The organism is Citrobacter sp. MNAZ 1397 (genome assembly GCF_023613995.1).
Classification (GTDB): Bacteria; Pseudomonadota; Gammaproteobacteria; order Enterobacterales; family Enterobacteriaceae; genus Phytobacter; species Phytobacter ursingii.
Genome location: NZ_JAKIVH010000003.1, coordinates 451480 through 472588, shown reverse-complemented (window position 1 = coordinate 472588; position 21109 = coordinate 451480). Strand labels below are relative to the sequence as shown.

Genomic DNA, 21109 nt, shown 5'->3' with positions numbered 1-21109 from the left:
AGCCCGGTATTACCGGGCGTTTTTATTTTCGTGGCTATGAAAAAAAATATTAATTTACGCAGCATGGCGGCACAGGCCATCGAACAAGTCGTTGAACAAGGGCAATCCCTGAGTAATGTTCTGCCGGCGCTCCAGCAGAAAGTCTCCGATAAAGACAAATCATTGCTGCAGGAGCTCTGCTTTGGTGCTCTGCGAACACTCCCACAACTGGACTGGCTCATCAACAAACTGATGTCCCGCCCGATGACGGGTAAACAGCGTACTGTGCATTATCTGATTATGATTGGCCTGTACCAGTTGCTGCATACCCGCATTCCGGCTCACGCTGCGCTGGCCGAGACCGTTGAAGGTGCCGTTGCTATCAAGCGCCCACAGCTTAAAGGATTAATTAATGGTGTCCTGCGTCAGTTCCAGCGCCAGCAAGACGTCTTACAGGCTGAGTTTGAACAGAGCGAACAACGCTTCCTGCACCCGACCTGGTTGCTAAAACGCCTGCAAAAAGCGTATCCGCAACAATGGCAACATATAGTAGAAGCCAATAATCTGCGTCCACCGATGTGGTTACGCGTGAATCGTAACCACCACTCCCGCGATGCCTGGCTGGCTCTGCTGGCTGAAAGCGGAATGGAAGGATTCCCTCATCCGGGCTATCCCGATGCCGTACGCATGGCCTCCGCGGTTCCTGTTAGCGCATTACCAGGATTTGATGAGGGCTGGGTCACCGTACAAGATGCTTCTGCCCAGGGATGTATCACCTTCCTTGAACCGCAAAATGGTGAACGCATCCTGGACTTGTGTGCCGCGCCCGGCGGTAAAACCACGCATATTCTTGAAGCCGCCCCGCAAGCCAGTGTTCTGGCTGTCGACATTGATGAGCAACGCCTTTCCCGCGTCTATGACAATCTTAAACGCCTGGGAATGAAGGCTGAGGTGAAGCAAGGTGATGGACGTCACCCTGCGCAATGGTGCGGTGATGAAAAATTCGACCGTATTTTGCTGGATGCGCCCTGCTCGGCAACGGGTGTAATCCGCCGCCATCCGGATATCAAATGGTTGCGTCGGGATCGTGACATCAGCGAACTTGTGCAATTACAGGCTGAGATCCTTGATGCTGTCTGGCCACATCTCAAACCAGGCGGTACGCTGGTTTATGCCACGTGCTCCGTTTTGCCGGAAGAGAACAGCCAGCAAATTGCCGCATTCATTTCACGCACGCCTGATGCTCGCTTAAGTGTGACGGGAACGCCAGAACGGCCTGGGCAACAGAATCTGCCTGGAGCCGAAGAGGGCGACGGCTTCTTTTACGCTAAGCTTTCCAAACAATGAGTAGGATAACGGGTCGCAGCTGATGAAAATCATAATACTGGGCGCGGGACAAGTCGGCGGTACGCTGGCGGAAAACCTGGTCGGTGAAAATAATGACATCACCGTCGTGGATACTAACGGCGATCGTCTGCGTAGTCTGCAGGACAAATTTGATTTACGCGTTGTCCAGGGACATGGTTCACATCCACGCGTGCTGCGTGAAGCAGGTGCAGACGACGCGGACATGCTGGTTGCGGTAACCAGTTCGGACGAAACAAATATGGTTGCCTGCCAGGTGGCCTATTCACTGTTTAATACGCCAAATCGTATTGCTCGCATCCGCTCCCCGGATTACGTCCGAGATGCAGACAAGTTGTTCCATTCCGAAGCGGTGCCTATCGACCACCTTATCGCCCCCGAGCAACTGGTCATCGATAGCCTTTATCGATTGATTGAATATCCAGGGGCATTGCAGGTCGTGAATTTCGCCGAAGGGAAAGTCAGCCTCGCCGTCGTAAAAGCCTATTACGGCGGACCTCTGGTAGGAAATGCGCTATCAACGATGCGCGAGCATATGCCGCATATTGATACCCGCGTCGCCGCCATCTTCCGCCATGACCGTCCAATTCGTCCGCAGGGTTCAACGATTGTCGAAGCCGGTGATGAAGTCTTTTTCATCGCCGCGTCTCAGCATATTCGTGCCGTAATGAGCGAGTTACAGCGTCTTGAAAAACCTTATAAGCGCATCATGCTTGTTGGCGGCGGTAATATCGGCGCTGGGCTGGCAATGCGTCTGGAAAAAGATTACAGCGTCAAATTGATCGAACGCGATCAGCAACGCGCGGCTGAACTGGCAGAAAAACTACAAAACACCATTGTGTTTTATGGTGATGCATCCGATCAGGAGCTGTTGGCAGAAGAACATATTGATCAAATGGATCTCTTCATAGCCGTCACCAACGATGATGAAGCGAATATCATGTCTGCCATGCTGGCCAAGCGAATGGGCGCCAAGAAAGTCATGGTGCTAATTCAACGACGCGCCTACGTCGATCTGGTACAGGGAAGCGTGATCGATATTGCGATTTCACCACAGCAGGCTACCATTTCTGCGCTGCTGAGCCATGTGCGTAAAGCAGATATCGTGGGTGTGTCATCGCTGCGCCGCGGAGTGGCTGAGGCGATAGAGGCTGTGGCGCACGGTGATGAGAGTACATCACGCGTCGTCGGGCGTGTCATCGATGAGATTAAGTTACCGCCTGGTACAATTATCGGCGCTGTCGTACGCGGCAATGATGTCATGATCGCCAACGACAACTTACGCATCGAACAAGGTGACCACGTCATCATGTTTCTTACCGACAAAAAATATATTACCGATGTTGAGCGCCTGTTCCAGCCCAGCCCTTTCTTCCTCTAATTATCGGGCGTCGCAACTGGCGCCTTTTATTTAACCCTGGATTTATCAGTGTTAAAAAATTCCAGCAAATTTTTACCCTTAATGGCAAACGAGAATACATTTGTTAGACTTAACTTGTCTGACAGCACAAGGAGAAGAGCATGAGCTTGCTAAAAGAATTTCGCGAATTTGCGATGCGGGGAAATGTAGTTGATTTGGCGGTAGGTGTGATCATTGGGGCGGCATTCGGCAAGATTGTCTCTTCGCTGGTTGCTGATATTATCATGCCTCCATTAGGGCTACTGATTGGCGGAATAGACTTTAAGCAATTCGCTCTCACTTTGCGCGAGGCACAAGGCGATGTCCCGGCTGTCGTCATGCATTACGGTGTCTTTATCCAGAATATTTTCGACTTTATTATTGTCGCGTTTGCTATTTTCATGGCGATTAAACTCATTAATCGACTCAAACGTAAACAGGAAGATGAACCCAAAGCGCCGCCTGCACCAGGCAAAGAGGAATTGCTGCTTACGGAAATCCGCGATCTGTTGAAAGAACAGAACAAACGCATTTGATTAAGCTGTTTTAAGCAGAAGGCCAGTGGTAAATAAGCGATTCGCTTGCTTGCCACTGGCCTCCCAGTTACCTTTTTTACCGTGCTTATCTTTACGTAAATAACTCCCTTTCCCCTTCTTATTCTTCTCAACTCGTTGTCTGAACAGGGGGTCATGAAGCAATGCCTCGATGGCGTTATCATTAATCTGCCCTTTCTTATGCTGATAATGGCTCATAATTTCTCCAGATTGTGGTTTAAACGGCGCAAGTGTAGGCTTGCTTACAACAAAAATCAATGCCCGTCCGGAGCGCTGCTGGCCCCCTGCTCCAGGGCTTCGAGTATTGAGCAATAGACGCTACTGTGCGCACTACCGCAGCAAGCATCATTTAGTTTCTGTAGAGAACGTTGCATAATCTGTAATTCCTGAATTCTCGCTTCTACCTCACTCAATCGGGCCTGAACTATGCTTTTGGATTCCTGGCAAGTGTGATGCTCAGGATCGATACGGATAGAGAGCAATTCACGAATCGACTCAAGCGTAAAGCCAAGCTGGCGCGCATGCCGGATAAATTTCAAACGCTGTAAGTCATTATCCGAATAAAGGCGAAAGCCGCCTTCCGTTCGGATTTCATGATCCATCATCTGCTGCTTTTCATAATAACGAATGGTATCCGGGGTGACCTCAGCCAGTTTGGCCAATTCTCCAATACGAAACATGTCTACTCCTCATCTAATTTCAATATCAATTTTGCCGCATATTCACCGTGAAGGAATTCCGTACTTAGTCCAGCCTGCTTCAATTTCAATTCCAGAAGTGTTAATTGCCGACTTATTTCGTGATAATCCGGATGATCTTGATGTATATGAGCCAGTAAGTCCGACAAAGCAAGCGCTTCTTTTCGATATTCAAGTTCAGGTGGAAGACAGCCCGCATTTTTGAGTAAACGGAACCCTGCGCGTAGTTCAGGCGGTACATGCGAATCATCATCCAGGACAAGGGGTTTACCGCTACCAGGCAAATGCTCAAATTCGCCTTTTTGCTGCGCATCACGGATGTGCCGTTCTGCCCACTGGTCAAGTAACCACATACGACCTCCAGAAGAGGAGCGAAAAACATACAGACATAGTAGGAAATGTGGGGATAATGCGGATATAAAAAAACCCGCCGAGGCGGGTTTTTTTACGTTACTGCAGATTACTCTGCAGCAGCTTCTGCTTTCGATTCAGAACGATCAACCAGCTCGATGTATGCCATCGGCGCATTGTCGCCTGCACGGAAGCCACACTTCAGAATACGAGTGTAACCACCGGCACGGCTCGCGAAACGCGGGCCCAGCTCGTTAAACAGTTTTGCCACGATCTCGTTATCACGAGTACGGGCGAATGCCAGACGACGATTAGCAACGCTATCAGTCTTGGCAAGAGTAATCAGCGGCTCAACTACGCGACGCAGTTCTTTCGCTTTCGGCAGGGTCGTCTTGATGATTTCATGACGAACCAGCGAACCTGCCATGTTGCGGAACATAGCCTGGCGATGGCTGCTGTTGCGGTTCAGTTGACGACCACTCTTACGATGGCGCATGACCTTATCCTTCTCAGTAAAACCTTAACCTGTGATCCGGTTACTCGTCAGCAATGCTTGCCGGCGGCCAGTTTTCCAGGCGCATGCCCAGAGACAGACCACGTGAGGCCAGCACATCTTTAATCTCGGTAAGAGATTTTTTACCCAGGTTCGGCGTTTTCAGCAACTCAACCTCGGTACGCTGTACCAGATCACCGATATAGTGGATAGCTTCTGCCTTGAGGCAGTTAGCAGAGCGGACAGTCAATTCCAGATCGTCAACAGGGCGCAGCAGGATCGGATCGAATTCTGGTTTCTCTTCTTTCACTTCCGGCTGACGTACATCACGTAAATCAACGAAAGCTTCCAGTTGTTCAGCCAGAATGGTTGCCGCACGACGAATCGCCTCTTCAGGATCGATTGTGCCGTTGGTTTCCATTTCGATGACCAGCTTGTCCAGGTCGGTACGCTGTTCTACACGCGCTGCTTCAACATTGTAGGCAATACGCTCTACAGGGCTGTAGCATGCGTCGACCAGCAGACGGCCGATTGGGCGCTCATCTTCTTCCGAATGAATTCGGGCAGAAGCCGGCACATAACCACGACCGCGCTGAACTTTGATACGCATGCTAATAGACGCGTTCTCATCGGTCAGGTGGCAGATCACGTGCTGCGGCTTGACGATTTCGACATCACCGTCGTGGGTAATGTCGGCTGCAGTCACAGGGCCAATGCCAGATTTATTCAGAGTAAGAATAACATCATCTTTACCCTGAACTCTCACCGCCAGCCCTTTCAGGTTGAGCAGGATTTCAAGGATATCTTCCTGAACGCCTTCTTTGGTGCTGTACTCATGAAGTACACCATCAATCTCAACCTCGGTCACCGCGCAACCCGGCATCGATGAGAGCAGAATACGGCGCAGTGCGTTACCCAGAGTATGGCCAAAGCCACGCTCTAAAGGCTCAAGGGTCACCTTGGCGTGCGTCGAACTCACTTGCTCGATATCTACCAGGCGCGGTTTTAGAAACTCTGTCACAGAACCCTGCATTGTGTCCTCTCTTTGGTACTAAGCTTTACTTGGAGTAAAGCTCGACGATCAGGTGTTCGTTAATGTCCGCAGACAGATCAGAACGCTCTGGCTTACGCTTGAACGTGCCTTCCATCTTGCCAGCATCAACTTCCAGCCAGGTTGGCTTTTCACGCTGCTCAGCCAGCTCCAGAGCGGCTTTCACGCGAGACTGCTTTTTCGCTTTCTCACGAATGCTAACAACGTCATTCGGACTAACCTGATAAGAAGCGATGTTAACAACACGACCGTTTACCATGATAGCCTTGTGGCTAACCAGCTGGCGTGCTTCTGCACGAGTGGCGCCGAAGCCCATACGGTATACAACGTTGTCCAGACGACCTTCCAGCAGAGCCAACAGGTTTTCACCAGTGTTGCCTTTCAGACGTGCTGCTTCTTTATAGTAGTTACGGAACTGACGCTCCAGCACACCGTAGATACGGCGAACTTTTTGCTTTTCACGCAACTGCACACCGTAGTCAGACAGACGCGGTTTACGCGCACCGTGCTGGCCAGGAGCTTGTTCAATTTTACACTTGGTATCGATCGCGCGAACGCCAGACTTAAGGAATAAGTCGGTGCCCTCACGACGGCTCAGCTTGAGCTTAGGACCCAAATATCTTGCCATTTTCTTTCTCCAACAATCCTAGAAACGAGGCGTTATACGCGACGTTTTTTCGGCGGACGACAACCGTTATGAGGGATCGGAGTCACATCAGTAATATTAGTGATGCGGAAACCAGCGGCGTTCAGAGCACGAATAGTAGATTCGCGACCCGGACCCGGACCTTTGACCATAACTTCCAGATTCTTGATGCCGTATTCTTTAACGGCTTCTGCACAACGCTCTGCTGCAACCTGAGCTGCAAACGGAGTGGATTTGCGAGAACCACGGAAACCGGAACCACCGGCTGTTGCCCAACCCAATGCGTTACCCTGACGATCAGTAATAGTAACGATGGTGTTGTTGAAAGAAGCATGGATATGAGCCACGCCGTCAGAGACTTGTTTTCTTACACGTTTACGTGCACGAATTGGTGCCTTTGCCATTATTCAATCACCCCGATTATTTCTTGATCGGTTTGCGCGGACCCTTACGGGTACGTGCGTTGGTCTTAGTACGCTGACCGCGCACTGGCAGACCACGACGATGACGCAAACCGCGATAGCAACCAAGATCCATCAGGCGCTTGATGCTCATGCTGATTTCACGGCGCAGATCACCTTCAACGACAAATTTGGCAACTTCGTCACGCAGCGTGTCGATTTGTTCTTCAGACAGCTCACTGATCTTAACATCTTCAGCGATACCCGCTGCAGCCAGGATGGCTTTGGAACGGGTCTTGCCGACGCCGTAGATCGAAGTTAATGCGATCACAGCATGTTTCTGATCAGGAATGTTAATGCCTGCTATACGGGCCACTATGCACTCCTATAATTTTACTTGTACGCACCATGCTGAAAAGCCCGTTTTCAGGATACTCAAATGGAAACGTACAGACATACAAAAGATTGGCTGGCTAATCTAGCCAGCTCAACCCAACTTTGCAAGAAAAATATGCGAAATAATCAGCCTTGGCGCTGTTTATGTTTCGGCTCGGCACTGCAAATCACGCGGATGACGCCATCACGCTTAACGATTTTGCAGTTACGGCATAATTTCTTGACGGAAGCACGAACTTTCATTTTTACTCTCCGTAACTTCTCGGGCGACCATTAACGGCCATAGCCTTTCAGGTTCGCCTTCTTCAATGCAGACTCGTACTGACTTGACATCATCAGAGTTTGCACTTGAGCCATAAAGTCCATAATCACGACAACAACGATAAGCAGCGAGGTCCCACCGAAGTAGAACGGCACTTTCATCGCATCACGCATGAACTCCGGGATCAGGCAGATAAAAGTAATATACAACGCACCAACCAAAGTCAGGCGGGTCATTACCTTATCGATATACTTCGCCGTTTGCTCTCCCGGACGAATTCCTGGTACAAATGCACCGGACTTCTTCAGGTTATCTGCTGTTTCACGCGGATTGAAAACCAATGCCGTGTAGAAGAAACAGAAGAAGATGATTGCAGACGCATAGAGTAACACATAAAGCGGTTGCCCAGGCTGCAAATACAGCGAAATTGTTGTCAGCCAGTTCCAACCAGTACCGCCCCCGAACCATGACGCGATGGTTGCCGGGAACAGAATAATACTGGAAGCGAAGATTGCCGGGATTACCCCCGCCATATTCACTTTCAGCGGCAAATGTGTGCTCTGAGCAGCATAGACACGACGACCCTGCTGACGTTTCGCGTAGTTTACCACAATGCGGCGTTGACCACGTTCAACGAATACAACAAAGAACGTCACTGCAAATACTAATACTGCAACCAACAGCAACAGGAGGAAGTGCAGGTCGCCTTGACGCGCTTGCTCGATAGTATGGGCAATGGCTGGCGGGAGTCCCGCAACGATACCAGCGAAGATAATGATTGAGATACCGTTACCGATACCACGCTCAGTAATCTGTTCGCCGAGCCACATCAGGAACATCGTTCCTGTAACCAGACTTACAACAGCGGTGAAATAGAATGCAAAGCCCGGGTTAATAACCAGGCCCTGCATACCAGGCATATTAGGCAAACCAGTAGCTATACCGGTTGCCTGAAATATTGCCAGCACCAGAGTACCGTAACGGGTGTACTGGCTAATCTTACGACGACCAGATTCCCCTTCTTTCTTCAGTTCTGCCAGGGCCGGATGAACGACCGTCAGCAGCTGGATAATAATTGATGCCGAGATGTACGGCATAATACCCAGAGCAAAGATAGAAGCACGGCTGAGAGCACCACCAGAGAACATGTTAAACATTTCAATGATGGTGCCTCGCTGTTGCTCAAGCAGTTTGGCAAGTACAGCGGCATCAATACCAGGGATCGGAATAAAAGAGCCAATACGGAACACAATAAGCGCACCGATAACAAACAGCAGTCTGCGTTTCAGCTCGCCTAAGCCACCTTTGGCACTTTGAAAATCTAATCCCGGTTGTTTAGCCATCTGCTACTTATTCCTCGATTTTACCGCCAGCAGCTTCGATAGCAGCACGAGCGCCTTTAGTAACACGCAGGCCACGAACAGTTACCGGAGTAGAAACTTCACCAGACAGGATCACTTTCGCGAACTCGATCTGAATACCGATAATGTTTGCTGCTTTCAACGTGTTCAGGTCAACTACGTCGCCTTCTACTTTAGCCAGATCAGAGAGACGAATCTCTGCAGTGATCATTGCTTTACGAGAAGTGAAACCGAATTTCGGCAGACGACGGTACAGTGGCATCTGACCACCCTCGAAACCGCGACGTACGCCACCGCCAGAACGAGATTTCTGACCTTTGTGACCACGACCACCGGTTTTACCGAGGCCAGAACCGATACCACGACCCAGGCGTTTACCCGCCTTTTTGGAGCCTTCGGCCGGAGACAGAGTATTTAAACGCATCTCTTACTCCTCAACTTTAACCATGAAGGAAACCGCGTTGACCATACCACGAACGGCAGGAGTATCCTCACGTTCTACGGTGTGACCAATACGACGCAGACCCAGGCCAAGCAGCGTTGCCTTGTGTTTCGGCAGACGACCGATTGCACTGCGGGTTTGAGTAATTTTAATAGTCTTTGCCATGGTTTATTTCCCCAGAATTTCTTCAACGGATTTACCACGCTTGGCAGCGACCATTTCTGGAGAATTCATATTTTCCAGGCCATCAATAGTTGCACGAACCACGTTGATCGGGTTGGTAGAACCATATGCTTTAGCCAGAACGTTATGAACCCCAGCGACTTCCAGGACGGCGCGCATTGCACCACCGGCGATGATACCGGTACCTTCGGAAGCCGGCTGCATGAATACACGAGAACCCGTGTGAGTACCCTTAACCGGGTGCTGCAGGGTGCCGTGGTTCAGCGCGACGTTAATCATATTGCGACGGGCTTTTTCCATCGCTTTCTGGATCGCTGCCGGAACTTCGCGAGCTTTACCGTAACCAAAACCTACGCGACCGTTACCATCACCCACTACAGTCAGAGCTGTGAAGGAGAAAATACGACCACCTTTAACGGTTTTAGATACGCGGTTTACCGCGATCAGCTTTTCCTGCAGTTCGCCAGCTTGTTTTTCGATGTGAGCCATCTTACACCTCTACCTTAGAACTGAAGGCCAGCTTCACGGGCAGCATCTGCCAGTGCCTGGACACGACCATGATATTGGAACCCGGAACGGTCAAAGGACACATCTTTGATGCCTTTTTCCAGAGCGCGTTCAGCGACAGCTTTACCCACAGCTGCAGCCGCGTCTTTGTTACCGGTGTACTTCAGTTGTTCAGAGATAGCTTTTTCTACAGTAGAAGCAGCTACCAGAACTTCAGAACCGTTCGGTGCAATTACCTGTGCGTAAATATGACGCGGGGTACGATGTACCACCAGGCGAGTTGCGCCCAGCTCTTTGAGCTTGCGGCGTGCGCGGGTCGCACGACGGATACGAGCAGATTTCTTATCCATAGTGTTACCTTACTTCTTCTTAGCCTCTTTGGTACGCACGACTTCGTCGGCGTAACGAACACCCTTGCCTTTGTAAGGCTCAGGACGACGGTAGGCGCGCAGATCAGCTGCAACCTGACCGATCAACTGTTTATCAGCGCCTTTCAGCACGATTTCAGTTTGAGTCGGGCACTCTGCAGTGATGCCAGCCGGCAGTTGATGGTCAACAGGATGAGAGAAACCTAAAGCCAGGTTTACTGCATTCCCTTTAACCGCTGCACGGTAACCTACACCAACCAGCTGCAGCTTCTTAGTGAAGCCTTCGGTAACACCGATAACCATTGAGTTCAGCAGGGCACGCGCGGTACCAGCCTGAGCCCAACCGTCTGCGTAACCATCACGCGGACCGAAAGTCAGAGCGTTATCTGCATGTTTCACTTCAACAGCATCGTTGAGAGTACGAGTCAGCTCGCCGTTTTTACCTTTGATCGTGATAACCTGACCGTTGAGTTTTACATCAACGCCGGCAGGAATAACGACCGGTGCTTTAGCAACACGAGACATTTTTTCCTCCGATTAGGCTACGTAGCAGATAATTTCGCCACCAAGACCAGCCTGGCGCGCTGCACGATCAGTCATAACACCTTTAGAGGTAGAAACAACTGCAATACCCAGACCACCCATAACTTTCGGCAGCTCATCTTTTTTCTTATAGATGCGCAGACCTGGGCGGCTGACACGCTGAATGCTTTCTACAACAGCTTTGCCCTGGAAGTATTTAAGAGCTACTTCCAGTTCAGGCTTGGTGTCGCCTTCGATTTTGAAATCTTCAATAAAACCTTCTTCCTTCAGCACGTTGGCAATTGCCACTTTCAGCTTGGAGGAAGGCATGGTGACCGCAGCTTTGTTCGCGGCCTGACCGTTACGGATACGGGTCAGCATATCCGCGATCGGATCTTGCATGCTCATCTGTCTTTACTCCCGTGATTCAATTGGTGACAATTACCAGCTAGCCTTTTTCAGACCCGGGATTTCACCGCGCATAGCGGCTTCACGGACCTTAATACGGCTCAACCCGAACTTCCGCAGGAAAGCGTGCGGACGACCAGTTTGACGGCAGCGATTACGCTGACGAGACGGGCTGGAATCACGCGGCAGAGTCTGCAGCTTGAGAACGGCATTCCAACGATCTTCGTCGGTTGCGTTCACATCAGAGATGATAGCTTTCAGTTCAGCGCGTTTAGCGAAGAATTTATCAGCTAAAGCTACGCGCTTTACTTCGCGTGCTTTCATTGATTGCTTAGCCATTAAGTAACCCTACCTTACTTGCGGAACGGGAAGTCAAAGGCAGCCAGCAGAGCACGGCCTTCTTCGTCAGATTTCGCAGTAGTGGTAATGGTAATATCCAAACCACGCACGCGGTCGACTTTATCGTAGTCGATTTCTGGGAAGATGATCTGCTCACGGACACCCATGCTGTAGTTACCACGACCGTCAAAAGACTTAGCGGACAAGCCACGGAAGTCACGGATACGTGGAACAGCAATAGTGATCAGGCGCTCAAAGAACTCCCACATGCGTTCGCCACGCAGAGTTACTTTACAGCCGATCGGATAGCCCTGACGGATTTTGAAGCCTGCAACAGATTTGCGTGCTTTGGTGATCAACGGTTTTTGACCGGAGATTGCTGCCAGGTCAGCTGCTGCGTTATCCAGCAGTTTCTTGTCAGCGATCGCTTCACCAACACCCATGTTCAGGGTGATCTTCTCGACCCGAGGGACTTGCATGACAGAATTGTAGTTAAACTCAGTCATGAGTTTTTTAACTACTTCGTCTTTGTAGTAATCATGCAGTTTCGCCATCGTACTACTCCAAATTACTTGATAGTTTCGCTATTAGACTTGAAGAAACGGACTTTTTTGCCGTCTTCGAATCTAAAGCCTACACGGTCAGCCTTGCCGGTTGCCGCATTGAAGATTGCAATGTTAGAGATCTGAATAGCTGCTTCTTTCTCAACAATGCCGCCTGGTTGGTTCAGGGCCGGAACCGGCTTCTGATGTTTCTTAACCAGGTTGATACCTTCAACGATGACCTTGCCGGAAGACAGGACATTCTTAACTTTACCGCGCTTACCTTTATCTTTGCCGGTCAGCACGATAACTTCGTCATCACGACGGATTTTCGCTGCCATGATTCGCTCCTTAGAGTACTTCTGGTGCCAGAGAGATGATTTTCATAAACTTCTCAGAACGAAGTTCACGAGTTACCGGCCCAAAAATACGCGTACCGATGGGCTGCTCGCTGTTGTTGTTCAGAAGAACACAAGCATTACCATCGAAGCGAACGACAGAACCGTCAGGGCGACGAACACCCTTCTTGGTGCGCACCACTACCGCCTTCAGCACATCACCTTTTTTGACCTTACCACGCGGAATTGCTTCTTTGATGGTGATCTTGATGATGTCGCCTACGCCTGCGTAGCGACGGTGCGAGCCACCCAGAACCTTGATACACATTACGCGACGTGCACCGGAGTTGTCGGCGACGTTCAGCATAGTCTGTTCTTGGATCATTTTAGTGCTCCGCTAATGTCAACTACTACTGAGACCCTAAAAACGGGTCGTTAAAAAGCCCCATATCGAGGGCGCGGCATTATAACACCGCTTCTTAGATATGGGTAGAAAAAATAAACGGCCCATCGCTGGACCGTTTATTATTGAGAATGCGTACTGTATTACAGAACCGCTTTCTCTACAACGCGAACCAGCGTCCAGGACTTAGTCTTGGACAGCGGACGGCATTCGCGGATTTCAACCACGTCACCGATACCGCATTCGTTGTTCTCGTCATGTACGTGCAGTTTGGTCGTACGCTTGATGAATTTACCGTAGATTGGGTGTTTCACAAAACGTTCGATAGCAACAACAATGGATTTCTCCATTTTGTCGCTAACTACGCGACCTTGCAGAGTACGGATTTTATCGGTCATTACGCACCCGCCTTCTGAGTCAGTAAAGTCTTAACGCGTGCAACATCACGACGAACCTGCTTCAGCAGGTGAGTCTGTTGCAGCTGGCCACTTGCAGCCTGCATACGCAGGTTGAACTGCTCACGCAGCAGGTTCAGCAGCTCAGCGTTCAGCTCTTCAACGCTTTTTTCACGCAGCTCATTTGCTTTCATTACATCACCGTCTTAGTTACAAAGGTGGTTTTAATCGGCAGTTTTGCTGCTGCCAGCTCGAAGGCTTCACGGGCCAGCTCTTCCGGAACGCCGTCCATTTCATACAGGACTTTACCCGGCTGAATCAAGGCAACCCAATACTCCACGTTACCTTTACCTTTACCCATACGAACTTCCAGCGGCTTCTCGGTGATCGGTTTGTCCGGGAATACACGGATCCAGATCTTACCCTGACGCTTAACTGCACGTGTCATGGCACGACGTGCTGCTTCGATCTGACGAGCGGTCAGACGACCACGGCCAACAGCTTTCAGACCGTAAGTGCCGAAGCTCACATCCGTGCCCTGCGCCAGACCACGGTTGCGGCCTTTGTGCACCTTACGGAATTTTGTACGCTTTGGTTGTAACATCAGCGACGCTCCTTATTTACGGCCTTTACGCTGCTGCTTTTTCGGTTGAGCAGCCGGTTTTTCCGGTTGTTCAACAGCAGCCATACCACCAAGGATCTCACCTTTGAAGATCCACACTTTAACGCCGATTACACCATAAGTGGTGTGCGCTTCAGAGGTGTTGTAGTCAATGTCAGCACGCAGAGTGTGCAGCGGAACACGACCTTCGCGGTACCATTCGGTACGTGCGATTTCCGCGCCGCCCAGACGGCCGCTAACTTCAACTTTGATACCTTTAGCGCCCAGACGCATTGCGTTCTGTACAGCACGCTTCATAGCACGACGGAACATAACACGACGTTCCAGCTGAGAAGTGATGCTGTCAGCAACCAATTTTGCGTCCAGTTCAGGTTTACGAACTTCGGCGATATTGATCTGAGCAGGAACGCCAGCGATATCCGCTACGACCTTGCGCAGTTTTTCTACGTCTTCGCCTTTCTTACCGATAACGATACCCGGGCGAGCGGTGTGAATGGTCACACGGATGCTCTTAGCCGGACGCTCGATAACGATACGAGATACGGACGCTTTAGCCAGTTCCTTAGTCAGGTACTGGCGTACTTTAAAATCGCTGTCCAGGTTGTCAGCGAATTCTTTGGTGTTCGCGAACCAGGTAGAGTTCCAAGGTTTGACAATACCCAGGCGAATACCATTAGGATGTACTTTCTGACCCATTGCTAGTCTCCAGAGTCTCAGCGATCGGACACAACCACAGTAATGTGGCTGGTGCGCTTCAGGATGCGATCTGCACGACCTTTTGCACGCGGCATAATGCGCTTCATGCTCGGGCCTTCGTCTACGAAAATTTTCGCAACTTTCAGATCGTCAATGTCAGCGCCATCGTTGTGTTCAGCGTTAGCAATGGCAGATTCCAGAACTTTCTTGACCAGTACAGCCGCTTTCTTATTGGTGTAGGTCAGAATATCCAGGGCCTGCGACACTTTCTTACCGCGAATCAGGTCAGCAACAAGGCGAACCTTCTGAGCAGAAGAACGAGCATGGCGATGTTGAGCTAAAGTTTCCATCTCTTCCTCCTACCTTATTTCTTCTTCGCTTTTTTATCAGCAGCGTGGCCGCGATAAGTACGAGTCGGTGCGAATTCACCCAGTTTGTGACCGACCATTTCGTCGGAAACAAATACCGGAACGTGCTGACGACCATTATGGACAGCGATGGTCAAACCGATCATGTTAGGAAAGATCGTTGAACGACGGGACCAAGTGCGCAGGGGCTTCTTGTCTCCGCTTTCCACCGCTTTCTCTACCTTCTTCAGCAAGTGCAGGTCAATAAAAGGACCTTTCTTGAGAGAACGTGGCATGGCTTATCCTCTAATATTATTTGCTACGGCGACGTACGATAAATTTATCAGTACGCTTGTTGCTGCGGGTCTTCTTACCTTTGGTCTGAACGCCCCACGGAGTTACCGGGTGCTTACCAAAGTTACGACCTTCACCACCACCATGTGGGTGGTCGACTGGGTTCATCGCAGTACCGCGAACGGTAGGACGAACACCACGCCAGCGTGCAGCACCTGCTTTACCCAGAACGCGCAGCATATGCTCAGCATTGCCAACTTCGCCCAGGGTAGCGCGGCAGTCTGCTTCGACTTTACGCATTTCACCAGAACGCAGACGCAGGGTGACATAAGCACCATCACGCGCAACGATCTGAACGTAAGTACCAGCGGAACGTGCCAGCTGACCGCCTTTACCTGGTTTCATTTCTACGTTATGAACGGTAGAACCAACCGGGATATTGCGCATCGGCAGGGTGTTGCCTGCTTTGATTGCAGCATCAACGCCAGACTGAATCTGGTCGCCAGCTTTCAGGCCTTTAGGGGCCAGGATGTAACGGCGTTCGCCATCTTTGTACAGAACCAGCGCGATGTTCGCGGAGCGGTTCGGATCGTACTCAAGACGTTCAACAACTGCCGGGATACCGTCTTTGTTGCGTTTGAAGTCAACCAGACGATAAGCCTGCTTGTGGCCACCACCGATGTGACGAGTGGTGATACGGCCATTGTTGTTACGACCACCGGATTTGCTGTTTTTTTCCAGCAGCGGAGCAAAAGGTTTGCCCTTGTGCAGCTCAGGGTTAACCACTTTAACTACGTGGCGACGACCCGGAGATGTCGGTTTACATTTAACAACTGCCATTGTATTACTCCTCCGACTTACTCAGCGCCGCCAACGAAGTCCAGATTCTGGCCTTCTTTCAGGGTGACGTAAGCTTTTTTCCAGTCGCTACGACGACCGATACGCTGTCCGTGACGTTTAACTTTCCCTTTAACAACCAGGGTGTTAACGACTTCGACTTCGACTTCAAACAGTTTCTGCACAGCAGCTTTGATTTCTGCTTTGGTCGCGTCTTTAGCAACTTTGAGAACGATGGTGTTAGTTTTTTCCATCGCAGTAGACGCTTTTTCAGAAACGTGCGGTGCGCGCAGCACCTTCAGCAGACGTTCTTCACGAATCATGCCAGCATCTCCTCAACTTGCTTAACAGCATCAGCAGTCATTACGACTTTGTCGAAGGCGATCAGGCTAACCGGGTCGATACCAGTTGCATCGCGTACGTCAACCTTGTGCAGGTTGCGCGCAGCCAGGAACAGGTTTTCGTCCAGCTCACCGGTGATGATCAGCACATCTTCCAGAGCCATGTCTTTCAGTTTCTGTGCCAGCAGCTTGGTTTTCGGTGCTTCAACAGAGAAAGATTCGACAACGATCAGACGATCCTGACGTACCAGTTCGGACAGGATGCTTTTCAGCGCGCCGCGGTACATCTTTTTGTTAACTTTTTGACTGTGGTCCTGCGGACGCGCAGCGAAAGTCACGCCACCAGAACGCCAGATCGGGCTCTTGATAGAACCTGAACGCGCACGGCCGGTACCTTTCTGGCGCCACGGTTTTTTACCGGAACCAGTTACTTCAGCACGAGTCTTCTGAGCACGAGAACCCTGACGTGCACCAGCTGCATAAGCAACAACAACCTGGTGTACCAGCGCTTCGTTAAAATCACGACCGAAGGTAGTTTCGGAAACAGTCAGCGCGCTCTGCGCGTCTTTCAATACTAATTCCATTGCTATCTCCTCACGCCTTCACAGCTGGTTTAACGATCAGGTCGCTACCGGTTGCACCCGGGACCGCACCTTTAACCAGCAGCAGGTTGCGCTCAGCGTCAACACGTACTACGTCCAGGCTCTGAACAGTGACACGTTCGTTACCCAGCTGACCTGCCATTTTCTTGCCTTTGAACACTTTGCCCGGAGTCTGGTTCTGACCGATAGAACCCGGAACGCGGTGAGACAAGGAGTTACCGTGGGTAGCGTCCTGGGTACGGAAGTTCCAGCGCTTAACGGTACCTGCGAAACCTTTACCTTTAGAGGTGCCAGTTACGTCAACTTTTTTAACTTCGGCAAACAGCTCAACGCTAATGCTCTGACCTACGGTGAATTCTTCGCCGTCAGCCAGACGGAATTCCCACAGACCACGGCCAGCTTCTACGCCAGCTTTAGCGAAGTGACCCGCTTCCGGCTTGGTTACACGGTTAGCTTTTTTAGCACCAGTGGTCACCTGAATAGCGCGGTAGCCATCGTTAGCCAGATCTTTAACCTGAGTAACGCGGTTTGCTTCAACTTCGATTACGGTTACTGGGATAGATACGCCATCTTCAGTGAAGATGCGGGTCATACCCACTTTTTTACCGACTAAACCAATCATTGTTTCAACCTCTCAATCGCTCGATGACCTGATTAACCCAGGCTGATCTGCACGTCTACACCGGCAGCCAGGTCCAGACGCATCAGAGCATCAACGGTTTTCTCGGTTGGCTCAACGATGTCAACCAGACGCTTGTGAGTGCGGATTTCGTACTGATCGCGCGCGTCTTTGTTAACGTGCGGGGAGATCAGAACGGTGAAGCGCTCTTTGCGGGTCGGCAGCGGGATCGGACCACGGACTTGCGCACCAGTGCGCTTGGCAGTCTCGACGATTTCCGCGGTTGATTGATCGATCAGACGATGATCAAACGCTTTCAGGCGGATACGGATTCTTTGGTTCTGCATGAGACCAGAGCTCCAATTATTTTATAGACGAAATGATTACTCCTCATACCCATTACGATTGATGGGAGAGTGTAACCGTTCTTACATAGCCCCCCGATTGGGAGCATTGTTTGATAGCCAAATACGCTATCAGGGTTCATATCGAACCAGCCGTCAATTACGACAAGCCCGCGCATTATACGTAAATCTGGCATTTACGCAAGGGGCGTTTATAAATTAAACGCCTGTGCATGTGGCTTCACACATTGTTTGCAGCACAATGTAAGGCGATTATTTTTTTCTGGAGCAGGTGCGCAAGAAGCACCTCTCCCTCTTTTGCCGCTTATCGCTATCGTAGAAGCTCGGCTGTAAGCAAGCATCGGAGGTTAAATGGCGGGTACAGTTCTCTTTATGGTTATTTATCTGATACTTAATGCCTTCCTGGTTTGGTATGACGTCCGGCAGGGTCTTCTACCCGATCGCTTCACCTGCCCCCTTCTCTGGGCCGGGCTGTTGTATTGTGGCTGGTTCAATCCAATGCTGTTACAGGAAAAGGTCTTTGGGGCAATCGCGGGATACAGCGGATTCGCGGCACTTTATTGGGGATATCGCCTCCTGCGCCATCAGGAAGGACTCGGCTATGGTGATGTAAAATTTCTGGCTGCGTTGGGTGCCTGGCATGGCTGGCAAGCCTTACCTTTACTTATCTTCGTTGCCGCATCACTCGCCTCAGCCACCGCCTGCCTCATGATGTTAAAACACAGAAATATGCAGATAATAAAAAACCCGCTGCCTTTTGGTCCATTCCTGGCGGGCGCGGGTTTGATAGTAGCTTACTAAAGTATTTATAGGTCGATGGTTAATCTTCAACCTTGATTTGTGACTGGAGATAGTTTTGCAAACCAATCTTGCCGATAAGATCCAGCTCAGTTTCCAGCCAGTCAATGTGGCCTTCTTCGTCGGCAAGGATTTCAATCATCATGTCCCGACTCACATAGTCGTGCACACTATCAGCGTAGGCAATGGCTTCACGCAAATCCCTCGCCCCTTCCAGCTCCAGTCGTAAATCGGACTGTAGCATCTCCTCAACATCTTCACCGATACCAAGTTTGCCCAAGTCTTGCAGATTCGGAATGCCTTCAAGAAACAGAATACGCTCGATGTATTTATCGGCGTGTTTCATTTCATCGATGGATTCGTGGTATTCCACATCATTCAGGCGCATCAGGCCCCAGTTTTTGAACATTCTCGCATGGAGAAAGTACTGGTTGATTGCGACAAGCTCATTTCCCAATAACTTATTGAGATAATTTATAACTTTGACATCACCTTTCATTATAGTCCCTCCGCTTCCACTCATTGAAGCGTAGATCGGGCTACAGGGAAGTCAAAAAAAAGCAGAAGACTCAGGCGGTTTCTTTATATTCCGGGATCTGCAACAACTCGTCCTGCATAATTTCACGCGCAGCGCGTACACACTTACCACACTGATTTCCAACAGGAATAAATTTGCGCAATTGCTGGAAGGATTGGGGATGAAATTGGCGTACAGCCTGGCGAATTTTTTTATCACTTACACCATTACACAAACAAACGTACATAATCACTCCCGTTCAATTTATGCGCAAAGTCTAAATGAGAATAGTTATGATTACAATAGCACAGCGATGTTTGTATGCCGGGATGATGGAAAAAAATGCGAACAAATATGACGCAAGCCAGCGGACAGACAGCAAAAAGGGCGCCTTAGCGCCCTTTTCAATTCAAAACTAATTAGCGAGTAATTAGCCCAGAACTTTTGCTACAACGCCCGCGCCTACAGTACGGCCGCCTTCACGGATTGCGAAACGCAGACCGTCGTCCATCGCGATCGGGTGGATCAGGGTAACAACCATTTTGATGTTGTCGCCCGGCATTACCATCTCTACGCCTTCCGGCAGTTCGATGGTGCCAGTCACGTCAGTTGTACGGAAGTAGAACTGCGGACGGTAGCCTTTGAAGAACGGAGTGTGACGACCGCCTTCATCTTTGGACAGAATGTACACTTCAGATTCGAACTTGGTGTGCGGCTTGATGGTGCCCGGCTTAGCCAGTACCTGACCACGTTCGATTTCTTCACGTTTGATACCACGCAGCAGAACACCAACGTTCTCACCAGCACGGCCTTCGTCCAGCAGTTTGCGGAACATTTCAACGCCGGTACAGGTTGATTTCGCAGTATCTTTGATACCAACGATTTCAACTTCTTCACCTACTTTGATGATACCGCGCTCTACACGACCGGTAACAACGGTACCACGACCGGAGATGGAGAATACGTCTTCGATCGGCAGCAGGAACGGCTTGTCAATCGCACGCTCTGGTTCCGGGATATAGGTATCCAGGTGGCCAGCCAGTTCGATGATTTTCGCTTCCCACTCTGCTTCGCCTTCCAGCGCTTTCAGAGCAGAACCACGAACGATCGGTGTGTCGTCGCCCGGGAAATCGTACTGAGACAGAAGTTCACGAACTTCCATTTCAACCAGTTCCAGCAGCTCTTCGTCATCAACCATGTCACATTTGTTCAGGAACACGATGATGTACGGAACGCCTACCTGACGACCCAGCAGGATGTGCTCACGAGTCTGCGGCATCGGGCCGTCAGTCGCAGCAACAACCAGGATCGCGCCGTCCATCTGCGCAGCACCGGTGATCATGTTTTTAACATAGTCGGCGTGGCCCGGGCAGTCTACGTGTGCGTAGTGACGGATCGCAGTATCGTATTCAACGTGAGAGGTGTTGATGGTGATACCACGTGCTTTTTCTTCCGGCGCGTTATCGATCTGGTCGAATGCACGAGCCTGGCCACCGTAAGTTTTGGACAGAACGGTAGTGATGGCAGCAGTCAGAGTAGTTTTACCGTGGTCAACGTGGCCGATGGTGCCGACGTTAACGTGCGGTTTTGTACGTTCAAATTTTTCTTTAGACACGGCTATATTCCTTACTATAGTGCTCCCCCCTTATGGAGAGAGCACGGGACTTT

At 50.4% G+C, this 21109-nt stretch carries 37 protein-coding genes and 1 pseudogene; 4 read left to right on the top strand and 34 right to left on the bottom strand.

Annotated features, from left to right (window positions below; translation table 11 throughout):
• Nucleotides 1–36 precede the first annotated feature (36 nt).
• The 3 genes from rsmB (at nt 37) to mscL (ending at nt 3279) form a co-directional block, all read left to right on the top strand.
• Nucleotides 37–1326, top strand: coding sequence for a 16S rRNA (cytosine(967)-C(5))-methyltransferase RsmB (gene rsmB, locus L2097_RS19515; protein WP_047372886.1), 1290 nt, complete (start codon nt 37–39; stop codon nt 1324–1326).
• 22 nt (nt 1327–1348) lie between these two features.
• Nucleotides 1349–2725: a Trk system potassium transporter TrkA gene (gene trkA / locus L2097_RS19510; RefSeq protein ID WP_039076825.1), complete on the top strand. Its 1377-nt coding sequence runs from the start codon at nt 1349–1351 to the stop codon at nt 2723–2725.
• A 140-nt stretch (nt 2726–2865) separates the two neighbouring features.
• A complete protein-coding gene (gene mscL / locus L2097_RS19505) occupies nt 2866–3279 on the top strand; it encodes a large-conductance mechanosensitive channel protein MscL (protein ID WP_047372885.1) in 414 nt (137 codons plus the stop codon).
• A gap of 12 nt (nt 3280–3291) precedes the next feature.
• Here mscL and L2097_RS19500 read toward each other — a convergent pair.
• From L2097_RS19500 to rpsJ, 31 genes and pseudogenes are all read right to left on the bottom strand, one after another.
• Nucleotides 3292–3495: pseudogene (locus L2097_RS19500) on the bottom strand (alternative ribosome-rescue factor A); the annotation flags it as partial.
• Between the two features lie 56 nt (nt 3496–3551).
• Nucleotides 3552–3977, bottom strand: coding sequence for a Zn(2+)-responsive transcriptional regulator (gene zntR / locus L2097_RS19495; RefSeq protein WP_047372883.1), 426 nt, complete (start codon nt 3975–3977; stop codon nt 3552–3554).
• Nucleotides 3978–3979: 2 nt separating this feature from the next.
• Complete coding sequence (locus L2097_RS19490; protein WP_250353511.1) at nt 3980–4348, bottom strand: DnaJ family domain-containing protein; 369 nt, start codon at nt 4346–4348, stop codon at nt 3980–3982.
• 107 nt (nt 4349–4455) lie between these two features.
• Nucleotides 4456–4842: a 50S ribosomal protein L17 gene (gene rplQ, locus L2097_RS19485; RefSeq protein ID WP_001216372.1), complete on the bottom strand. Its 387-nt coding sequence runs from the start codon at nt 4840–4842 to the stop codon at nt 4456–4458.
• A gap of 40 nt (nt 4843–4882) precedes the next feature.
• The gene (locus L2097_RS19480; protein WP_034461761.1) at nt 4883–5872 is read right to left on the bottom strand and encodes a DNA-directed RNA polymerase subunit alpha; all 990 of its coding nucleotides are present in this window, start codon (nt 5870–5872) and stop codon (nt 4883–4885) included.
• Nucleotides 5873–5897: 25 nt separating this feature from the next.
• The gene (gene rpsD / locus L2097_RS19475) at nt 5898–6518 is read right to left on the bottom strand and encodes a 30S ribosomal protein S4 (RefSeq protein ID WP_000135224.1); all 621 of its coding nucleotides are present in this window, start codon (nt 6516–6518) and stop codon (nt 5898–5900) included.
• A gap of 32 nt (nt 6519–6550) precedes the next feature.
• A complete protein-coding gene (gene rpsK / locus L2097_RS19470; protein ID WP_002919257.1) occupies nt 6551–6940 on the bottom strand; it encodes a 30S ribosomal protein S11 in 390 nt (129 codons plus the stop codon).
• A 16-nt stretch (nt 6941–6956) separates the two neighbouring features.
• A complete protein-coding gene (gene rpsM / locus L2097_RS19465) occupies nt 6957–7313 on the bottom strand; it encodes a 30S ribosomal protein S13 (RefSeq protein WP_003863308.1) in 357 nt (118 codons plus the stop codon).
• A gap of 146 nt (nt 7314–7459) precedes the next feature.
• Nucleotides 7460–7576, bottom strand: coding sequence for a 50S ribosomal protein L36 (gene rpmJ, locus L2097_RS19460; protein WP_000868187.1), 117 nt, complete (start codon nt 7574–7576; stop codon nt 7460–7462).
• A 30-nt stretch (nt 7577–7606) separates the two neighbouring features.
• Complete coding sequence (secY, locus tag L2097_RS19455; RefSeq protein ID WP_047372881.1) at nt 7607–8938, bottom strand: preprotein translocase subunit SecY; 1332 nt, start codon at nt 8936–8938, stop codon at nt 7607–7609.
• Nucleotides 8939–8945: 7 nt separating this feature from the next.
• Nucleotides 8946–9380 carry a 50S ribosomal protein L15 gene (gene rplO, locus L2097_RS19450; RefSeq protein ID WP_047372880.1) on the bottom strand — a complete coding sequence of 145 codons (435 nt, stop codon included), beginning with the start codon at nt 9378–9380 and terminating at the stop codon, nt 8946–8948.
• A gap of 3 nt (nt 9381–9383) precedes the next feature.
• Entirely contained in the window at nt 9384–9563 is a 180-nt protein-coding gene (rpmD, locus tag L2097_RS19445; protein ID WP_001140434.1) for a 50S ribosomal protein L30, read from the bottom strand.
• 3 nt (nt 9564–9566) lie between these two features.
• Nucleotides 9567–10070, bottom strand: a complete 504-nt coding sequence (gene rpsE / locus L2097_RS19440) for a 30S ribosomal protein S5 (RefSeq protein WP_039076818.1) — start codon at nt 10068–10070, stop codon at nt 9567–9569.
• Between the two features lie 14 nt (nt 10071–10084).
• Nucleotides 10085–10438: a 50S ribosomal protein L18 gene (rplR, locus tag L2097_RS19435; protein WP_039076817.1), complete on the bottom strand. Its 354-nt coding sequence runs from the start codon at nt 10436–10438 to the stop codon at nt 10085–10087.
• Nucleotides 10439–10447: 9 nt separating this feature from the next.
• Nucleotides 10448–10981 carry a 50S ribosomal protein L6 gene (gene rplF / locus L2097_RS19430; protein ID WP_039076816.1) on the bottom strand — a complete coding sequence of 178 codons (534 nt, stop codon included), beginning with the start codon at nt 10979–10981 and terminating at the stop codon, nt 10448–10450.
• Nucleotides 10982–10993: 12 nt separating this feature from the next.
• Nucleotides 10994–11386 (bottom strand): 30S ribosomal protein S8, encoded by a 393-nt coding sequence (gene rpsH, locus L2097_RS19425; protein WP_039076815.1) that lies wholly within the window; start codon nt 11384–11386, stop codon nt 10994–10996.
• 33 nt (nt 11387–11419) lie between these two features.
• On the bottom strand, nt 11420–11725 hold the full coding sequence (rpsN, locus tag L2097_RS19420; protein WP_039076814.1) for a 30S ribosomal protein S14: 306 nt from the start codon (nt 11723–11725) through the stop codon (nt 11420–11422).
• Between the two features lie 14 nt (nt 11726–11739).
• On the bottom strand, nt 11740–12279 hold the full coding sequence (rplE, locus tag L2097_RS19415) for a 50S ribosomal protein L5 (protein ID WP_001096200.1): 540 nt from the start codon (nt 12277–12279) through the stop codon (nt 11740–11742).
• 14 nt (nt 12280–12293) lie between these two features.
• Entirely contained in the window at nt 12294–12608 is a 315-nt protein-coding gene (gene rplX / locus L2097_RS19410) for a 50S ribosomal protein L24 (protein ID WP_015962742.1), read from the bottom strand.
• A 10-nt stretch (nt 12609–12618) separates the two neighbouring features.
• Nucleotides 12619–12990, bottom strand: coding sequence for a 50S ribosomal protein L14 (rplN, locus tag L2097_RS19405; RefSeq protein WP_004388611.1), 372 nt, complete (start codon nt 12988–12990; stop codon nt 12619–12621).
• A 161-nt stretch (nt 12991–13151) separates the two neighbouring features.
• Nucleotides 13152–13406 carry a 30S ribosomal protein S17 gene (gene rpsQ, locus L2097_RS19400; protein WP_000130100.1) on the bottom strand — a complete coding sequence of 85 codons (255 nt, stop codon included), beginning with the start codon at nt 13404–13406 and terminating at the stop codon, nt 13152–13154.
• Entirely contained in the window at nt 13406–13597 is a 192-nt protein-coding gene (gene rpmC / locus L2097_RS19395) for a 50S ribosomal protein L29 (RefSeq protein WP_032614707.1), read from the bottom strand. The genes rpsQ and rpmC overlap by 1 nt, the downstream gene beginning before the upstream one ends.
• Nucleotides 13597–14007: a 50S ribosomal protein L16 gene (rplP, locus tag L2097_RS19390; protein WP_007369814.1), complete on the bottom strand. Its 411-nt coding sequence runs from the start codon at nt 14005–14007 to the stop codon at nt 13597–13599. The genes rpmC and rplP overlap by 1 nt, the downstream gene beginning before the upstream one ends.
• 12 nt (nt 14008–14019) lie before the next feature.
• Nucleotides 14020–14721 (bottom strand): 30S ribosomal protein S3, encoded by a 702-nt coding sequence (rpsC, locus tag L2097_RS19385; RefSeq protein WP_000529945.1) that lies wholly within the window; start codon nt 14719–14721, stop codon nt 14020–14022.
• A gap of 17 nt (nt 14722–14738) precedes the next feature.
• Nucleotides 14739–15071: a 50S ribosomal protein L22 gene (gene rplV / locus L2097_RS19380; RefSeq protein WP_002919773.1), complete on the bottom strand. Its 333-nt coding sequence runs from the start codon at nt 15069–15071 to the stop codon at nt 14739–14741.
• A 14-nt stretch (nt 15072–15085) separates the two neighbouring features.
• Nucleotides 15086–15364, bottom strand: coding sequence for a 30S ribosomal protein S19 (rpsS, locus tag L2097_RS19375; protein ID WP_001138115.1), 279 nt, complete (start codon nt 15362–15364; stop codon nt 15086–15088).
• A 16-nt stretch (nt 15365–15380) separates the two neighbouring features.
• Nucleotides 15381–16202 carry a 50S ribosomal protein L2 gene (gene rplB, locus L2097_RS19370; protein ID WP_039076813.1) on the bottom strand — a complete coding sequence of 274 codons (822 nt, stop codon included), beginning with the start codon at nt 16200–16202 and terminating at the stop codon, nt 15381–15383.
• Between the two features lie 17 nt (nt 16203–16219).
• Nucleotides 16220–16522 (bottom strand): 50S ribosomal protein L23, encoded by a 303-nt coding sequence (gene rplW / locus L2097_RS19365; RefSeq protein WP_000617546.1) that lies wholly within the window; start codon nt 16520–16522, stop codon nt 16220–16222.
• A complete protein-coding gene (rplD, locus tag L2097_RS19360; RefSeq protein WP_039076812.1) occupies nt 16519–17124 on the bottom strand; it encodes a 50S ribosomal protein L4 in 606 nt (201 codons plus the stop codon). The genes rplW and rplD overlap by 4 nt, the downstream gene beginning before the upstream one ends.
• Nucleotides 17125–17134: 10 nt before the next feature.
• A complete protein-coding gene (gene rplC / locus L2097_RS19355; RefSeq protein WP_047372879.1) occupies nt 17135–17764 on the bottom strand; it encodes a 50S ribosomal protein L3 in 630 nt (209 codons plus the stop codon).
• A 32-nt stretch (nt 17765–17796) separates the two neighbouring features.
• The gene (gene rpsJ, locus L2097_RS19350) at nt 17797–18108 is read right to left on the bottom strand and encodes a 30S ribosomal protein S10 (protein ID WP_001181005.1); all 312 of its coding nucleotides are present in this window, start codon (nt 18106–18108) and stop codon (nt 17797–17799) included.
• 369 nt (nt 18109–18477) lie between these two features.
• Between rpsJ and L2097_RS19345 the strand changes: the two genes are divergently transcribed.
• Nucleotides 18478–18927, top strand: coding sequence for a prepilin peptidase (locus L2097_RS19345; protein WP_250353510.1), 450 nt, complete (start codon nt 18478–18480; stop codon nt 18925–18927).
• A gap of 19 nt (nt 18928–18946) precedes the next feature.
• On the opposite strand, the gene bfr is transcribed toward L2097_RS19345, so the two are convergent.
• The 3 genes from bfr to tuf all read right to left on the bottom strand — a co-directional run bounded on the left by bfr (nt 18947) and on the right by tuf (nt 21056).
• Entirely contained in the window at nt 18947–19423 is a 477-nt protein-coding gene (bfr, locus tag L2097_RS19340) for a bacterioferritin (RefSeq protein WP_047372877.1), read from the bottom strand.
• Nucleotides 19424–19493: 70 nt separating this feature from the next.
• Nucleotides 19494–19688: a bacterioferritin-associated ferredoxin gene (gene bfd, locus L2097_RS19335; protein ID WP_039076808.1), complete on the bottom strand. Its 195-nt coding sequence runs from the start codon at nt 19686–19688 to the stop codon at nt 19494–19496.
• Nucleotides 19689–19871: 183 nt separating this feature from the next.
• Entirely contained in the window at nt 19872–21056 is a 1185-nt protein-coding gene (gene tuf, locus L2097_RS19330) for an elongation factor Tu (RefSeq protein ID WP_047372876.1), read from the bottom strand.
• Between the last annotated feature and the right edge of the window lie 53 nt (nt 21057–21109).

What these genes read in the sequence shown, in the direction of transcription:
- rsmB (WP_047372886.1), top strand. Translation starts at nt 37, where the DNA reads ATGAAAAAAAATATTAATTTACGCAGCATGGCGGCACAGGCCATCGAA.
- trkA (WP_039076825.1), top strand. Translation starts at nt 1,349, where the DNA reads ATGAAAATCATAATACTGGGCGCGGGACAAGTCGGCGGTACGCTGGCG.
- mscL (WP_047372885.1), top strand. Translation starts at nt 2,866, where the DNA reads ATGAGCTTGCTAAAAGAATTTCGCGAATTTGCGATGCGGGGAAATGTA.
- zntR (WP_047372883.1), bottom strand. Translation starts at nt 3,977, where the DNA reads ATGTTTCGTATTGGAGAATTGGCCAAACTGGCTGAGGTCACCCCGGAT.
- L2097_RS19490 (WP_250353511.1), bottom strand. Translation starts at nt 4,348, where the DNA reads ATGTGGTTACTTGACCAGTGGGCAGAACGGCACATCCGTGATGCGCAG.
- rplQ (WP_001216372.1), bottom strand. Translation starts at nt 4,842, where the DNA reads ATGCGCCATCGTAAGAGTGGTCGTCAACTGAACCGCAACAGCAGCCAT.
- L2097_RS19480 (WP_034461761.1), bottom strand. Translation starts at nt 5,872, where the DNA reads ATGCAGGGTTCTGTGACAGAGTTTCTAAAACCGCGCCTGGTAGATATC.
- rpsD (WP_000135224.1), bottom strand. Translation starts at nt 6,518, where the DNA reads ATGGCAAGATATTTGGGTCCTAAGCTCAAGCTGAGCCGTCGTGAGGGC.
- rpsK (WP_002919257.1), bottom strand. Translation starts at nt 6,940, where the DNA reads ATGGCAAAGGCACCAATTCGTGCACGTAAACGTGTAAGAAAACAAGTC.
- rpmJ (WP_000868187.1), bottom strand. Translation starts at nt 7,576, where the DNA reads ATGAAAGTTCGTGCTTCCGTCAAGAAATTATGCCGTAACTGCAAAATC.
- secY (WP_047372881.1), bottom strand. Translation starts at nt 8,938, where the DNA reads ATGGCTAAACAACCGGGATTAGATTTTCAAAGTGCCAAAGGTGGCTTA.
- rplO (WP_047372880.1), bottom strand. Translation starts at nt 9,380, where the DNA reads ATGCGTTTAAATACTCTGTCTCCGGCCGAAGGCTCCAAAAAGGCGGGT.
- rpmD (WP_001140434.1), bottom strand. Translation starts at nt 9,563, where the DNA reads ATGGCAAAGACTATTAAAATTACTCAAACCCGCAGTGCAATCGGTCGT.
- rpsE (WP_039076818.1), bottom strand. Translation starts at nt 10,070, where the DNA reads ATGGCTCACATCGAAAAACAAGCTGGCGAACTGCAGGAAAAGCTGATC.
- rplR (WP_039076817.1), bottom strand. Translation starts at nt 10,438, where the DNA reads ATGGATAAGAAATCTGCTCGTATCCGTCGTGCGACCCGCGCACGCCGC.
- rplF (WP_039076816.1), bottom strand. Translation starts at nt 10,981, where the DNA reads ATGTCTCGTGTTGCTAAAGCACCGGTCGTTATTCCTGCCGGCGTTGAT.
- rpsH (WP_039076815.1), bottom strand. Translation starts at nt 11,386, where the DNA reads ATGAGCATGCAAGATCCGATCGCGGATATGCTGACCCGTATCCGTAAC.
- rpsN (WP_039076814.1), bottom strand. Translation starts at nt 11,725, where the DNA reads ATGGCTAAGCAATCAATGAAAGCACGCGAAGTAAAGCGCGTAGCTTTA.
- rplE (WP_001096200.1), bottom strand. Translation starts at nt 12,279, where the DNA reads ATGGCGAAACTGCATGATTACTACAAAGACGAAGTAGTTAAAAAACTC.
- rplX (WP_015962742.1), bottom strand. Translation starts at nt 12,608, where the DNA reads ATGGCAGCGAAAATCCGTCGTGATGACGAAGTTATCGTGCTGACCGGC.
- rplN (WP_004388611.1), bottom strand. Translation starts at nt 12,990, where the DNA reads ATGATCCAAGAACAGACTATGCTGAACGTCGCCGACAACTCCGGTGCA.
- rpsQ (WP_000130100.1), bottom strand. Translation starts at nt 13,406, where the DNA reads ATGACCGATAAAATCCGTACTCTGCAAGGTCGCGTAGTTAGCGACAAA.
- rpmC (WP_032614707.1), bottom strand. Translation starts at nt 13,597, where the DNA reads ATGAAAGCAAATGAGCTGCGTGAAAAAAGCGTTGAAGAGCTGAACGCT.
- rplP (WP_007369814.1), bottom strand. Translation starts at nt 14,007, where the DNA reads ATGTTACAACCAAAGCGTACAAAATTCCGTAAGGTGCACAAAGGCCGC.
- rpsC (WP_000529945.1), bottom strand. Translation starts at nt 14,721, where the DNA reads ATGGGTCAGAAAGTACATCCTAATGGTATTCGCCTGGGTATTGTCAAA.
- rplV (WP_002919773.1), bottom strand. Translation starts at nt 15,071, where the DNA reads ATGGAAACTTTAGCTCAACATCGCCATGCTCGTTCTTCTGCTCAGAAG.
- rpsS (WP_001138115.1), bottom strand. Translation starts at nt 15,364, where the DNA reads ATGCCACGTTCTCTCAAGAAAGGTCCTTTTATTGACCTGCACTTGCTG.
- rplB (WP_039076813.1), bottom strand. Translation starts at nt 16,202, where the DNA reads ATGGCAGTTGTTAAATGTAAACCGACATCTCCGGGTCGTCGCCACGTA.
- rplW (WP_000617546.1), bottom strand. Translation starts at nt 16,522, where the DNA reads ATGATTCGTGAAGAACGTCTGCTGAAGGTGCTGCGCGCACCGCACGTT.
- rplD (WP_039076812.1), bottom strand. Translation starts at nt 17,124, where the DNA reads ATGGAATTAGTATTGAAAGACGCGCAGAGCGCGCTGACTGTTTCCGAA.
- rplC (WP_047372879.1), bottom strand. Translation starts at nt 17,764, where the DNA reads ATGATTGGTTTAGTCGGTAAAAAAGTGGGTATGACCCGCATCTTCACT.
- rpsJ (WP_001181005.1), bottom strand. Translation starts at nt 18,108, where the DNA reads ATGCAGAACCAAAGAATCCGTATCCGCCTGAAAGCGTTTGATCATCGT.
- L2097_RS19345 (WP_250353510.1), top strand. Translation starts at nt 18,478, where the DNA reads ATGGCGGGTACAGTTCTCTTTATGGTTATTTATCTGATACTTAATGCC.
- bfr (WP_047372877.1), bottom strand. Translation starts at nt 19,423, where the DNA reads ATGAAAGGTGATGTCAAAGTTATAAATTATCTCAATAAGTTATTGGGA.
- bfd (WP_039076808.1), bottom strand. Translation starts at nt 19,688, where the DNA reads ATGTACGTTTGTTTGTGTAATGGTGTAAGTGATAAAAAAATTCGCCAG.